The sequence below is a fragment of the Streptomyces sp. NBC_01260 genome (assembly GCF_036226405.1).
Lineage (GTDB): Bacteria > Actinomycetota > Actinomycetes > Streptomycetales > Streptomycetaceae > Streptomyces > Streptomyces laculatispora.
Genome location: NZ_CP108464.1, coordinates 5970442 through 5983157, shown reverse-complemented (window position 1 = coordinate 5983157; position 12716 = coordinate 5970442). Strand labels below are relative to the sequence as shown.

The 12716-nt window shown below is 70.2% G+C and carries 11 protein-coding genes, 1 tRNA gene and 3 pseudogenes; 9 read left to right on the top strand and 6 right to left on the bottom strand.

Annotated features, from left to right (window positions below):
• Window positions 1-40: 40 nt before the first annotated feature.
• Window positions 41-676, bottom strand: a pseudogene (locus tag OG322_RS26605) (DUF5753 domain-containing protein); the annotation flags it as partial.
• Window positions 677-778: 102 nt separating this feature from the next.
• Between OG322_RS26605 and OG322_RS26600 the strand changes: the two are divergent.
• From OG322_RS26600 to OG322_RS26590, 3 genes are all read left to right on the top strand, one after another.
• Window positions 779-952 (top strand): hypothetical protein, encoded by a 174-nt coding sequence (locus OG322_RS26600; RefSeq protein ID WP_329307046.1) that lies wholly within the window; start codon window positions 779-781, stop codon window positions 950-952.
• 124 nt (window positions 953-1076) lie between these two features.
• Window positions 1077-1562, top strand: a complete 486-nt coding sequence (locus tag OG322_RS26595) for a glycine-rich domain-containing protein (protein ID WP_329307045.1) — start codon at window positions 1077-1079, stop codon at window positions 1560-1562.
• A gap of 67 nt (window positions 1563-1629) precedes the next feature.
• The gene (locus OG322_RS26590) at window positions 1630-2292 is read left to right on the top strand and encodes a class I SAM-dependent methyltransferase (protein WP_329307044.1); all 663 of its coding nucleotides are present in this window, start codon (window positions 1630-1632) and stop codon (window positions 2290-2292) included.
• A gap of 65 nt (window positions 2293-2357) precedes the next feature.
• On the opposite strand, the pseudogene OG322_RS26585 reads toward OG322_RS26590, so the two are convergent.
• Window positions 2358-2573: pseudogene (locus tag OG322_RS26585) on the bottom strand (helix-turn-helix domain-containing protein); the annotation flags it as partial.
• 813 nt (window positions 2574-3386) lie between these two features.
• Between OG322_RS26585 and OG322_RS26580 the strand changes: the two are divergent.
• Together OG322_RS26580 and OG322_RS26575 are read left to right on the top strand one after the other, a co-directional pair.
• Window positions 3387-3698, top strand: a pseudogene (locus tag OG322_RS26580) (tyrosine-type recombinase/integrase); the annotation flags it as partial.
• Window positions 3699-4012: 314 nt separating this feature from the next.
• Entirely contained in the window at window positions 4013-4309 is a 297-nt protein-coding gene (locus tag OG322_RS26575) for a GYD domain-containing protein (protein ID WP_123470625.1), read from the top strand.
• A 154-nt stretch (window positions 4310-4463) separates the two neighbouring features.
• Here the strand turns inward: OG322_RS26575 and OG322_RS26570 are convergent.
• A tRNA-Val gene (locus OG322_RS26570) sits at window positions 4464-4538 on the bottom strand.
• Between the two features lie 237 nt (window positions 4539-4775).
• Here OG322_RS26570 and OG322_RS26565 point away from each other — a divergent pair.
• The 4 genes from OG322_RS26565 to OG322_RS26550 all read left to right on the top strand — a co-directional run bounded on the left by OG322_RS26565 (window position 4776) and on the right by OG322_RS26550 (window position 8214).
• Window positions 4776-5552 (top strand): DUF4097 family beta strand repeat-containing protein, encoded by a 777-nt coding sequence (locus OG322_RS26565; RefSeq protein WP_123470627.1) that lies wholly within the window; start codon window positions 4776-4778, stop codon window positions 5550-5552.
• Between the two features lie 71 nt (window positions 5553-5623).
• Window positions 5624-7000, top strand: a complete 1377-nt coding sequence (locus OG322_RS26560; RefSeq protein ID WP_123470630.1) for a hypothetical protein — start codon at window positions 5624-5626, stop codon at window positions 6998-7000.
• 242 nt (window positions 7001-7242) lie between these two features.
• Window positions 7243-7839 carry a DUF4383 domain-containing protein gene (locus tag OG322_RS26555; protein ID WP_123470633.1) on the top strand — a complete coding sequence of 199 codons (597 nt, stop codon included), beginning with the start codon at window positions 7243-7245 and terminating at the stop codon, window positions 7837-7839.
• A 165-nt stretch (window positions 7840-8004) separates the two neighbouring features.
• Window positions 8005-8214 (top strand): FmdB family zinc ribbon protein, encoded by a 210-nt coding sequence (locus tag OG322_RS26550; RefSeq protein ID WP_329307043.1) that lies wholly within the window; start codon window positions 8005-8007, stop codon window positions 8212-8214.
• A gap of 82 nt (window positions 8215-8296) precedes the next feature.
• Here the strand turns inward: OG322_RS26550 and OG322_RS26545 are convergent, their stop codons facing one another.
• The 3 genes from OG322_RS26545 to OG322_RS26535 all read right to left on the bottom strand — a co-directional run bounded on the left by OG322_RS26545 (window position 8297) and on the right by OG322_RS26535 (window position 12687).
• Window positions 8297-8956: an O-methyltransferase gene (locus OG322_RS26545; protein WP_123470638.1), complete on the bottom strand. Its 660-nt coding sequence runs from the start codon at window positions 8954-8956 to the stop codon at window positions 8297-8299.
• Between the two features lie 147 nt (window positions 8957-9103).
• Window positions 9104-9943 (bottom strand): HAD family hydrolase, encoded by an 840-nt coding sequence (locus tag OG322_RS26540; protein WP_123470641.1) that lies wholly within the window; start codon window positions 9941-9943, stop codon window positions 9104-9106.
• Complete coding sequence (locus OG322_RS26535) at window positions 9940-12687, bottom strand: phosphoribosyltransferase (RefSeq protein WP_329307042.1); 2748 nt, start codon at window positions 12685-12687, stop codon at window positions 9940-9942. The genes OG322_RS26540 and OG322_RS26535 overlap by 4 nt, the downstream gene beginning before the upstream one ends.
• Between the last annotated feature and the right edge of the window lie 29 nt (window positions 12688-12716).

Below are 12716 nucleotides of genomic sequence, written 5' to 3'. Positions count from 1 at the left end.
CGGCTTCGGCCGGGGCGGGGGCGCTTCTCTGCGTTCAGGATCAGCTGAGCGCTTCGATCGCCTTCACGACCAGGGCGCGGGCGTCACCCCCGTACACGGCCGTGCGGCGCATCTGCTCGAACGCCTTCAGGTACAGCCCGATCTCACTGGGCTGGGTGATCCGCACCTGCGCGGAGACGAGTTCCACAGATACAAGGGAGTGGTCGTATACGTGAAACGTCTCGCGAGGCCACTGCCCCCGCAGCGCGGTGCTCGGGATGATGCCGAGCGAGACCGCCGGCAAGGCGCCCGCCGTCAGCAGGTACCCGAGCTGAGCAGCCATCGCCTCGGCGTCGCCGATCCGGTAGTACAGCACCGCTTCCTCGACGAGGAGGACGAAGCGGTGCCCGCGTTCGTGGACGATCTGCGAGCGCTCCACCCGGGCCCGGGCCGCGGCCGCGCTGTCGTCGACAGGGAGCTCACGGAACCGGGCGCTCATACCCAGCACGGCGGCAGCGTAGCCCTCGGTCTGCAGCAGGCCGGGAATGAGCGAGGAGGAATACACCCGGAACAGCTCGGTCTGCCGGAAGAAGCTGACCGCGCTGTCCTGCAGCTGCTTCAGCCCGTTGCGTGTCCGGTGGCGCCACTCGCTGTACATCGACTCAGCGTGCAGGGACTGCGCGATCAGATCCCCGGCTTACGAGGTGGACCGCTCCGGGACCACCACCAGGCTGGTGCGGGAGGCCGAAGTTGTCCCCCTGGAGCAGCCGGAGACAACGTTCGAACTGCCGCCCTGCGCATGCCCCCGCTGCACCACTTGGAGCGCATCGTGACGGCCGCCGTCCGCCCCGCCCAGGACCATGCCTACCGAGCATGGCTCGGCCACACCCTCGCCTGCGCCGCGTGCCGGGCCGGGGCGGCATGCACGACAGTCGTACGGCTCGGCCATGCCTGGCGCCAGGCACGGCAATGACGCACTGAATCAGGGGGCCTGGCCCTGATCACCCCACAACTCCCGTCCGTGCCGGTGCACCCCGCCACCCGGCACGGGCGGGCCCGCCCTCACGTGAGGGCAAGTCCACTACAGGAGGAAGCACATGACCATCGCGTTAGAGCGTCCCGTGGGCACCACTGACCCTGTCACGCTCGTCGAGCCCGAGATGATGGAGCGGCTTGCCGCCCGCATCGTCAAGGACCACCCCGAGCACACCACCACCACCGCCCGCCGTATCGTCGCGCAGACCGCCGCGTTCCTCGCCACCGGCGCCCAGCGCCCCGGCCTGAAGCTCTCGCCGAGCAAGCCGGTGGACGTCGGCTGGCACACGTGGATCCTTCACACCGTCGACTACGCCGCGTTCTGCGAACGGATCGCCGGACGCTTCATCCATCACGTCCCGACACCCGACGGCGAAGACGCCAAAGGTGGTGCCGCAGCCGAGCGCAGGCGCAACCTCGACGCGTTGACCGCGGCGGGATTCCGAATCGAGCCCGATCTGTGGCCCGAAGCCGCCAAGATGGGCGAGTGCTCCCAGTGCCACGCGGGTTGCACCGACAGCCCGAACGGCGGCAAGAAGAAGAGGTAGTCAGCTCACCCCGAAGCCAACCGCCTGGGCACATCCCCCCGGGCGGTCGGCCCATGAACGGAGCAGCATGACCGAGACCCAGGCCTGGGACACCTACTCGAAGCAGAAGCCGGAGCGCCGGCACACGAACGCGGCAGGCGAGTCCACCTGGTTCAACTGGACCCAGTACGCCGACCACGGCCCCGGCGCCGAACTGCTGGGCGTGGACCCGGGCGCATCCGTTCTGGACCTGGGCTGCGGCAAGGGTGGAAACCTCGCCCACATCACCGCTCTCGGCGCCCGCGCAGTCGGCGTCGACGTCTCGCTCGCGCAGCTCAAGGCCGCCGAAGCCCGCTGGTCCGACACCGGCATGGTCCTCCACCACACCGAGGCCACCCGGTTCCTCGCAGAGAGCGGCGAGCACTTCGACGCCGTGTTCTCCGTCTTCGGTGCGGCGTGGTTCACCGACCCGGCCGTCCTCTTGCCCGCCATCCGCCAGCGGCTCCGTCCGGGTGGTGTGCTGGCCTTCTCGCACCGGCCACCGATCGAGGGCTGCTACGGATGCCAGGCCTCGTACATCAACCGGTCCGAGGATGAGGACCCGCTCGTCGTCAAGCGCTGGGACTACGAACCCGAACGGTGGGAGGCGCTCCTCACCGAGCACGGCTTCACTGTGGCAGCCGCCCGAGTCCTGCCCGCGCCGCCCGGGCCGAGAAAAATCGGCACCCTGCTCGTCCGCGCCCACGCCTGACGGTAGATGACCAGAGCCCCGACCTCTCGCGCGGTCGGGGCTCGCTGCCGAACGAGGACGGTGAGGTCCACGCCGATCGCGTCGGCGATGAGGAGCAGGTGATCGAGGAGCGGAGAGGTGTGGCCCTGCTCCAGGCGATTCACGGTCTTCCGGTCGAGCCCGCACCGGCCAGCCACTTCCTCTTGGGTGAGGCCTGCGGCAACGCGGGCGGCCCGGACGCGGTCCCCGATGGCCCGGCGGCGGCGGGCGGGTACCCAGTCGGGTAGGGGATCAGTCGGCACCCCGTTAACGCTCTGGTCCGCCGTGATCTATGTCAGTACCATCGATGGTACATATTTGATCATGGCTGTTTCGGGCTCTGCCCGGTCACTACCTGCGCATCGGCGTTCGCCAGATTGCGCCGGATGGCACCATGACTCGGTCAAGGCGCCCCGCCCCGCACCCGAACAGGTGCGGGGCGGTTTACGTTGGGCGGCAGAAGACCCCAGCCGAGTCTCACGGCGGGGGTCACGCTTCTGCGGGTAGAGCCTCCCCGCCAAGGCGCCGCAGAATACGGGAGGCGCGTGTCAGGCGCGCGCGGGGAGACACACCTGCCCCTCCCATGCGCCGCACTCTACGGTGTACCGGCCACGTTTCCGGTCCCTCTATCGAGTGATGAGAGAGCGTGATTTCGTGGGGATGTGGCATCCATGTGGCATCGATCATGGAAACGGCCCCCCGGTCTGTGTGGACCAGGGGGCCGAATCAGGCTCTCACCTGCGGTTTCCTACTGTGGGCGCGGACAGTTTCGAACCGCCGACATCTGCTTTGTAAGTCGATCAGAACCCGTCCCACTCCTCCTTGCCCTCGCCGCGACAGTCAGACAGAGATGCCCGTGTGCGCTACCGTCCGGCGTCGTTGATGTCAGCTGGGGATGTCAGAGACCTTCGGGTCCGTAGCTCCAACCGGGGAAGTCAGCGACGGCCGTACCGGCCCAAGAACTCGTAACACGATCTTGCTGGCGTGCAGCGGCCTGGTCGGGGCAGCTGAGTAGGTTGCTGCTTCCTGTGCCAAGACCGTTCATAGGCTTCGCCGGAAAAGCCGCCGATGATCAGTGGGAAGAGACCGGCTACGTCTTCACCACCCGCACCGGTCGGCCGATCGAGCCGCGCAACCTGTACCGCTCGTTCACCCGTGTAGCCAAGACCGCCGGGCTTCGCGTGATCCGGCTGCACGACGCCCGCCACGGATGCGCGACCCTGCTGACCGCCGCCGGGGTCGCTCCCCGCGTCGTGATGGAGATCCTCGGACACAGTCAGATCGCGGTCACGATGAACATCTGCACCCACGTCGTCCAGGACACGCAACGCGAGGCTGTGAGTCACCTGGACCGCATGCTGAAGCGGCGGCGCCCCGACCGTGAGTGACCGCACCCGTTGATGTCAGAAGTGGATGTCAAGGGCCCCCAACCATGATCGGTTGGGGGCCCTTGCACTGGTGGGCGCGGACGTTGTGAGTTCGATCCGCGATATCAGCGGCCCCGGATAGCTACGACTGTATGGCTGCATCCACTCCGCAGAGAACCGCGGCGACCGTCGGTGTCCGCTGTCGTTGATGTCAGCCTGCCCCTCGATGCCTGTGGTCGCTCGTATTGCTCGTTCGGGTGCGTATCTCGTGCAGGTTCTGGCCCAGATGTCCAGGCTTGTCCTCACAATGTGTCTCCTCGTGAAGGTGAAAGAACATGCCGACGTACGTCACCTTGCTGAGCTGGACCGATCAAGGGGTCCGAAACTACAAGGACACCGCAAAGCGCTCCGAGGCCTTCGGGTCAGCGGTACAGAAGCTCGGGGCGAAGCTCCTGAGCATCTACTGGACCGTCGGTCCGTACGACCTCGTGGCCATCGTCGAGGCGCCCGACGACGAAACTGCCACGGCAGCACTCCTGCAGCTCGGTGGGGTGGGCAGCGTCCGTTCCACGACTCTGCGGGCCTTCGGCCCAGAGGAGATGGAGCGCATCATCGCCAAGGCGGCCGGCTGACGACCCACGTCGTCCAGGACACTCAACGCGAGGCCGTGAGCCACCTGGACCGCATGCTGAAGCGGCAGCGTCCCGACCGTGGGTGACCGCAACCGTTGATGTCAGAAGTGGATGTCAAAGGCCCCCAACCATGATCGGTTGGGGGCCTTTGCACTGGTGGGCGCGGACGGTTTCGAACCGCCGACATCTGCTTTGTAAGAGCAGCGCTCTACCCCTGAGCTACGCACCCGTGGATGAGGCAACAGCGTACATGGCCTACGGCCCCCGGTCACAAACGGTTGCCGACGGCAGCAGCCGGGGTGGGACGAGGCGGCGCGGGGCCGTCGAGGGTGGGCGGGAGGCGGGGGATATCCCCACCCCGCATACGGTAGCCGTCCCGATTCCCCCGGGTGCCGGCGCGCACATACGGTGACCGGGAACGCAGAGCGGCGAACCGACCGTCGCACGACCTGGGGGAACGATCACCGTGGCATTCCGCACCCGCACCCGCACTCGCACACTCATCGCGTCCGGCGGAGCGGTGATTGCCGCCCTTGTTCTCTCCGGCTGCGGCGGTACGGACGCCGACGACGCACCGGTCGATCACAAGTCGTTCGCGTTCAGTGGGAAGACGCTGACCATCGATACGGCCAATACGACGCTGGAGCTCGTGCCGGCCGATGTGAAGAAGGTCGAGGTGACCCGGCAGGTCGATGGGTGGGTGGTGCTCGGGAGCGGGCCCAATCCGCACTGGGAGATGCAGGGCGGCACGCTGACGCTGAAGATGAAGTGCAAGGCCCTGATCAGTGACTGTGCCTCCAAGCATCAGGTGAAGGTGCCGCGCGGGGTGTCGGTCACCGTGCGCGGGGACAACGGGAAGATCGTGGCGTCGGGGTTCGACACCCCGCTCGACCTGCGCTCCGACAACGGCAAGGTGACCGTGCGCGATTCCAGCGGGCCGCTGAAGCTGGACAGCGCCAACGGCGGCATCGTCGCCGAGGGGATCTCCGGCTCGTCCGTGAAGGCCGACTCGGACAACGGTGCGGTGCGGCTGGGGTTCACCGCTGTGCCGACGTTGGTGGACACCGTCAGTGACAACGGCAAGGTCACCATCGAGCTTCCGGGCGGCAGCACCTCATACGCGGTGAGCGCCAGGGCCGACAACGGGAACATCTCGGTGGAGGTGCCGCGCAGCGACGACAGCCGCCATGTGGTGAAGGCCCGGAGCAACAACGGCGAAGTCACGGTGCGAAGCGCGAACTAACCGGCCCGTGTGTTCGTCCTTACCTGGTGGGAGAATGTACCGGGCAGGGCGAATCGGCACGGGAGAGGGATGTGACGGCGACACACGCGAAGCCGCAGGCGAGAGCGGGTGCGAGTTCCGCCGTCAGAGACGTCCGTGATGTCCTCGCGTTGATGCTGCTGCCGGTTCCGCTGCTTGCGGGGGCACTGTCGGCCGCCTTCGCCGGTGGCGGCACGCGGCGCTGGTTCGGCGGGCGCGGGGAGGGGCAGCGGGCCGAGGCGCAGGCCGCGAAGGATGCTGCCGCCGAGGCGTTCTACGAGCTGGACACGGCCCAGCGAGATCTGCAGATCTCGATCGAGACGATCACCGCGGTGGACAGTTCGCCGGCCGCGCGCAAGGCCGTCGACGACTTTGCCGCGCTGGGGCGGCGTATCGACGCGGCCAGCGGCGCCTACATCACCGCTGTCGACGCCCACGATCTGGATCGCGACGATCTTGAACCGTCGATCGCCACACAGGCCAAGGCCCAGCTCGCCTCCGCCAGGAACGACCTCGTGCAGGCCAAGGGCGAGCTGGACCGGTTCGCGGCCGGTCTCGGGCCGCTGCTCGGCAGCGCCGAGACCCAGCTCGCGCGGCTCGCGCCGGCGGTGGAGCGGGCACGGCAGGCGCTCCTGTCCGCGAGCAATGCTCTCGACGCGGTGCGGGAGTCCGGATTGCGAGCGGACGATCTCGCCGCGCGGCTCGCCGCCCTCGCCCCCGAGCTGACCAAGCTCAACCAGGGCGCCGGCCGGCACGGCGTGGCCGAGACCCTCCAGCGCGCCGATCAGGTGCTGCGCGATGCCGAGGCCGTACGGGCCGAGGCTGCTCAGTTGCCCGAGCGGGCCGCCGAGATCGATCGCCGGCTGGTGACGCTGCGTACGCGCGCCCAGGCCCTGACGACCCGGTCCGCTTCCGTCGAGCCCGTGCTCAGCGAGTTGCGGAGACGGTTCTCGGCCGCCTGCTGGCAGGACCTCCAGCCCGTTCCGGAGCAGGCTGCGGTCAATGTCCGCCAGGCCGAGGAGAAGCTGAAGGAGGCCGCGAAGGCGCGCAGCGAGCAGCGCTGGGCCGATGCGACCTCCCGGCTGAGTACGGTACGAGCCCTGCTCAACGCCACGGACGAGGCGGTGTCCGCAGCCGGTGACCGGCTGCACCGGCTGAACCAGGTGGCCAAGGACCCGCAGCAGGAGATCCAGCGGACCCGGTTCGCGATCCGGGACGCCCAGCGGCTGGCCATGGCCGGGCGCAACACCCCCGAGCCGCGCCATGCCCGTCCGCTGGACGACGCGGTGGCCCGGCTCGACCAGGCCGTCACCGGTCTTGAGGGACGCCATCCCGACTACTGGCACTTCCTGACCGTGACGGAGGGCGTACGGCAGACCGCCGCTCGCGTGGTTTCCGAGATCCGCGAGGAGCGCGGGGCCGGCACCTGAGCCGACCCGCCCCCGGCACGTCCCTCGCTGGTCTGTCTCTAGCTGGTCGTTCCCCCTCGCTGGTCTGTCCCTCGCTGGTCGTTCCCCCTCGCTGGTCCGTCCTGCGCCTGGGCCTCCTTTCGCCAGGCCCCGGCCGGATGCTGCGCCGGGCCTCCGTGCGACGCCGGCCGGTGGATGCCGACGTGCGCCGCACCCGTCGCGGAGCGATCCTGGTTGGTAGTACCCGAAGGAGGGCCCCCGCCATGGCGACCCACATACTGCGTCCCGCCCGACGGCCCGCAGCTCACCGCAGGCCCACTCGACTCGATGAGCATCTGCCCGTCGACCATCGGCTGAGCCGCGTCTACCAGGTAGGGGCGGGGCTGATGGGTCTGGTGCTGCTCGCCTTCGGCGTTCTCGGGCTGATCGACAAGATCGGCTTCTTCGACACCGGCGGTGACACGGTCGCGGGCCTCAGCACCAACGGCGCGCTCAGCGTCCTGTCGATCTGCGTCGGGCTACTGCTGTTCGTCGGCATGGTGATCGGCGGCAACTTCGCCTCGACCCTCAACATGGTCATCGGCATCGTGTTCATCCTCAGCGGCTTCGTGAACCTCGCAGTGCTGGACACCGGGATGAACTTCCTCGCCTTCCAGATCCAGAACGTGCTGTTCAGCTTTGTCGTCGGGCTGCTGCTGATGATGTTCGGGATGTACGGGCGCGTCAGCGGCGGACTCCCCCACGACAACCCGTACTGGCGGACCCGCCATCCCGAGGAAGCCGCGCACGAGGAACGTCTCGGGCGGCGCAGGCAGCTCGATGAGATGCCCGTTGTCGTCCCGCCCTCCTCCGGGCGGTGAGTGTAGGGCCTACCCGTCGCGCCGCACGGGCCTGATCCCCGCGTGGACAGTCGTCGCTGCCGTGGTCGCTGCCGTTGCAGTTGCCGTTGTCTTTGTCGCGGCTTCTGCCTCTGCTACTGCCTCTGCCTCTGCCTGGGATCAGGTCTCGGCGGATAACCTGGGGCCATGCCTCGTTACGAGTACCGCTGCCGCTCCTGCGGAGAAACGTTCGAACTCAGCCGCCCGATGGCCGAGTCCTCTGCCCCCGCCTCCTGCCCCGCCGGGCACGAGGACACCGTGAAGCTTCTGTCCGCCGTCGCCGTGGGCGGCGCGGCCGGTTCCGCGCCGGCACCGTCAGGCGGTGGCGGTTGCTGCGGCGGGGGCTGCTGCGGCTGACCCGGCCGGCTGACCCGTCGGCGGCCCCGGCCGCACACCGCGACTCCGCGACTCCGCGCCGTCGCTACCGCTACTCCTACCGCTACCGCTTGCGCGACAGGGTCAGGCCGTCCGACACCGTGAGCAGCACGCTGTCCATCCGCGGGTCGGCGGACACGTGGTCGTTGAACTCCTTGATGGCCGCCGCTCCGCCGGTGGCGCGCGGGTCCGTCACGCCGCCGTGGAAGAGCACGTTGTCCGTGGTGATGACGCCGCCCTGACGCATCCGGGGCACCAGTTCCTCCCAGTACGGGATGTAGTTGCCCTTGTCCGCGTCGAGGTAGGCGAAGTCGATGTGCGGTTCGGCGGGCATCGCCCGCAGGGTGTCGAGGGCGGGGGCGATCCGCAGGTCGATCCTGTCGGCGACGCCTGCCTTCTCCCACGCCTCACGGCCGTATGCCGTCCACTCCTCCGAGACGTCGCAGGCGATCAGCCGTCCGTCGGCGGGCAGGGCCTGGGCCATCGACAGGGCGGAGAAGCCGGTGAAGGTGCCGACCTCCACGATGTGACGGGCCCCGGTCAGCCGGACGAGGAAGGCCAGCAGCGGGCCCTGTTCCTCGGCCGACTGCATGCCCGCATGGTCGGGGAGACGGGCGTACGTGGTCTCGACGAGTTCGCGCTGCACCGCGTCCAGCGGCGGATTGTGCGCGAGCATGTACGCGTACAGCTCGTCCGTGATCTTGGTTTCGTTTCCCTTGGTCATCGCACAACTCCCTGGTCGGCCACATGCTCCCCCCGGCAGGCGAGAACGCGGTGACTGTAGTCGCCGGACACCGCGACACCGCCGGTTCGAGCGAATTCCACGGTGTGGCGGGCGGCGCGCGGCCACTCGGTGCGCCGCCCCCGCGTATCAGGCGGCCTGGCGCAGGCCCGACGTCCGAAGGAGGCTCCGCAGGATCTCCTCGCCCGCGGCCACGCCCCGCTCGGCGGTCGCCACCACGTGCGGGGCGCTCCATCGCGCGTCGGCGAGTTCGCCGTGGCCGGGGCGCCAGCCGTGGTCGGCGGCGAGCAGCAGGTCGGCGTCCAGGAGGGAGTCACCGGCAGCGAGTGTGAGCGTGGCGTCCGTGCGACGGGCCACCTCGTGCATCGCCGCGCTCTTGGTGAGCGGCCGCGGTACGGCGTAGATCTTGCGGCCCTGGAGCGAGACGGTCCAGCCGCGCGGCTCCGCCCACTCGGCCAGCTCCTGCGTCCAGTCCGGGGGCAGCAGTGCCCGGTCGACGACGAGGTAGGCGAAGAGATCCTCGGCGACCCGCTCCTTGAGCAGCCAGGCGGGGTCGGCGGCGGATATGAGGTGGGCGCGGACCTCGGCGAGCGAGGCGCACTCGTCGGCCAGCCTGCGGGTCACCGTCCGCTGCCAGTCCGGGTCGGACTCGCCGTCCACCAGGATGTGTCCGCCGTTGGCACAGATCGCGAACCGGGCCGCGGGTCCCGGGAGGTGGATGCGGTGGTACTGCTCACGGGTACGGGTGGTGGCCGGCACGAAGACCGTGGAGCGGGCCAGTTCGACGAGCAGTGCGGCGGCCGTCTCCGTGACGTACGAGAGCGGCTTGTTGTCGTACACCTCGACGCAGAGCAGCCGGGGGGCCTCCGCGTCCGGCATCGGGAGCTGGAGGGCGGCCGCCGAGTAGATGAGGGTGCGGTCGAGGTCGCTGGCGACCAGCGTCACCGGGGAGGTCACGTGGGACGTCACTTGGACTCCACCGCCTTGCCGTCCGCACCGGTCGCCCCGCGCGTGTACTTGGGGTGGATCAACCCGACGCAGGTGTAAGGGAGTTCGTCGACCTCCTCGACGGGCACGCCGCGCTGCTGCGCCAGCAGCCTGATGTGTTCCAGGTCCGCGCCGGCGCCGCGCTTGGCGAGGATCTTCCACGGGACCCGGCGCAGCAGGACCCGGGTCGTCTCGCCGACGCCCGGCTTGACCAGGTTCACGTCGTGGATGCCGTACTCCTCGCTGATCCGTTCCACCGCGGCCCAGCCCTCCCAGGTGGGTGCGCGGTCGGCGGTGAGCAGCTCCTTGACGTCGGTGTCGACCGCGCCCGCGACCTCGCCGAACCGGTCGGCGACGGTGTCGAGGAAGTGGCCGGAGACATCCGATCCGGCGAGCTCGCGGTAGAACTTCGCGCCGTGGAAGTCCTCCGGCCCGACCAGGTCGGAGCGCAGGACCGTACGCGAAATCAGCCCGGACACCGTGGAGTTGAGGCAGGCCGAGGGGATCAGGAAGTCCTCACGGGTGCCGTACGTACGGACGCAGCCGCCGGGATCGGCCAGGACCGCGATCTCCGGGTTGAAGCCCTCCGTCCCGCCGGTCTCCTCGAACTCCGCGATTGCGGAGGCCAGTTCGCGGGTGATGGCGCCCTTCCCCGTCCAGCCGTCGACGAAGACGACGTCGGCCGGGTCGTGGTGGGCGGCCAGCCAGCGCAGGGCGTTGGCGTCGATGCCGCGGCCGCGCACGATCGAGACGGCGTAGTGCGGCAGCTCCACGCCGTGCCGGTGGCGGGCCCAGCGGCGCATCAGTACGCCGACGGGGGTACCGGCGCGGGCCAGCGAGACCAGTACGGGACGGGGGCCGCGCTCGGCGAGGACGGTCTCGGTGACGGTGCCGACGGCGCGGGCGATGCGGGCGGCCGACTGGTCCAGTGCCGCCTTGAACAGGTCCTGGTACTGGTCGGACGGCTGGTACTCGACGGGCAGCGACTCGGCGTAGTGCGCGCCGCCGCTCTGTATCGCCTCCTCGCGCTCCTCGGTGGGCGCCTCCAGCTCGGTGTCCGAGAGGTCCTGGAGCAGCCAGCCGACCTCGTCCGGCGCGTAGGAGGAGAAGGCGGGGCCGCGGAGGGGCTCGGGCAGCATGCGGGGTTCTTCCTGGCGTTCGGGTGCGTACGTCGGTACGGGGAGGACTGCGGACGGGCCGGGGAGAGCGGACGGGCCGGGGAGAGCGGACTGCGCGGAGACCTTGGACGGGACGGCCGCCGCCGGTATCGCCTCGGGCGGTATGTACGAGGGCACGACCGCGAGCAGGACCTGGGCGGTGTGCGGGGCGAGCCGCGCCAGCAGTCCGTCGGGGGCGTGCAGCTCGGGTGTGTCCGCGGTGGAGTCGACGACGGCCACGACCGCGTCGAAGCCCGCGCCCGCGACGTTGTACGCGAACCGGTCGCCCGGGCCGTCCGCCGGGTCGTCGTGGGCCGGGAAGACCAGCCGGGTGCGTATCGCGTAGCCCGGGTCGTCGACCGCGAGGACCGGGGAGCGGGTCGTGGTGGAGTAGCGGACCTCGGCGCCGATGCGGTCCTCCAGGGCGGTGCCCAGGCGCAGGGGTGCGTACATCAGCTCCTCGAAGCCGAGGATCAGCACGCGGCGCGCCCTGTCGTCCAGCGCCCTGTCGCCCTGCGCTCCGTCGTCCAGCGCTCCGTCGTCCAGCGCCGCGGCGATGCGGTCCGCCATGGCGGGGAGGGCCGCCTCCAGCCGGGCGCGGTGTGCGGGGGTGAAGCCGTGCCTGCCGCCGTCGGGCACACCGGCGGGCCACCGCAGGTCCACCCGGGTGCAGGGGCGAGGGCGGGAACGGGCGGCGCCGGATGCCGGCTGCGATATCGCCGCCCCCGCGTGCCCCTCCGGCTCCTGAGCCGCTTCCCGCGCCACCCCGGGAGCGCACTCCCGAGCCGCATCCCGAGCGGCCCCCTGCGCCGCCTCCTCCGCGGTGACCAGCGCCTGCCCCTTCTCCAGGACGCCGTCCGGGAGGCGGACCATGCCCGAGTTCCTCGCCACCAGGTCGACGCGGGCGCCGATCTCCGCCGCGAACTCGGCCAGTCGACCGCGGTCGGCCGGCGAGCGCATGTCGACCAGGGTCACGATCACGTAGCGGTTCCGGGGGTAGCGCTCGTGCAGGGCGCGGATGGTGTTGAGGACCGTGTTGCCGGTGGAGAACTCGTCATCGACCAGCACGAGTACCGCGTCGGACGGGTGCGCCTCGCCCGCGCCGCCGGTCTCCCCCGCGCCGACCGCGTCGCCGACGTCCCCCGCCAGCAGTTCCGGGTCCTCCGGCAGCAGCAGGTGCGAGGTGGCGTGCGAGTGCGACTCCTCGAAGCCGCCCGCCCGCGCCACGCCCGCCACGGGGCGCCGCGTCGAGTGGAGATACCGCGCGGTGCCGAGCCCGTCGGCGACCGCGTGGCCGAGGCCGGTGGCCGTCTCCGCGTAGCCGAGCACGACCGCACGCCGCGTCCCGGCCTCCCCGAGCAGCTCCCGCACCCGGCGGCCGAGCTCGAATCCGGCGCCGTAGACCACCGAGGGGTACTGCGGCACATGCTTGCCGAGCACATGGGACACGAGCAGATGCGCCCGCTTGGGGTTGCGCCGCAGGGCGAGGCCCAGCAGCTCCCGCAGCTCGCCGTCGCCCACGAGCTCGACGCCCAGCCGCTCCGCGACCCAGCTACCCGACCACACCACGTTCGCCGTCTCTTTCCTCAGCTGTGCGC

Bases quoted from the DNA above. Each gene is read 5' to 3' on its own strand.
- OG322_RS26550 (WP_329307043.1), top strand. From the start codon at position 8,005: ATGCCTCGTTACGAGTACCGCTGCCGCTCCTGCGGAGAAACGTTCGAA.
- OG322_RS26590 (WP_329307044.1), top strand. From the start codon at position 1,630: ATGACCGAGACCCAGGCCTGGGACACCTACTCGAAGCAGAAGCCGGAG.
- OG322_RS26545 (WP_123470638.1), bottom strand. From the start codon at position 8,956: ATGACCAAGGGAAACGAAACCAAGATCACGGACGAGCTGTACGCGTAC.
- OG322_RS26595 (WP_329307045.1), top strand. From the start codon at position 1,077: ATGACCATCGCGTTAGAGCGTCCCGTGGGCACCACTGACCCTGTCACG.
- OG322_RS26600 (WP_329307046.1), top strand. From the start codon at position 779: ATGCCCCCGCTGCACCACTTGGAGCGCATCGTGACGGCCGCCGTCCGC.
- OG322_RS26575 (WP_123470625.1), top strand. From the start codon at position 4,013: ATGCCGACGTACGTCACCTTGCTGAGCTGGACCGATCAAGGGGTCCGA.
- OG322_RS26555 (WP_123470633.1), top strand. From the start codon at position 7,243: ATGGCGACCCACATACTGCGTCCCGCCCGACGGCCCGCAGCTCACCGC.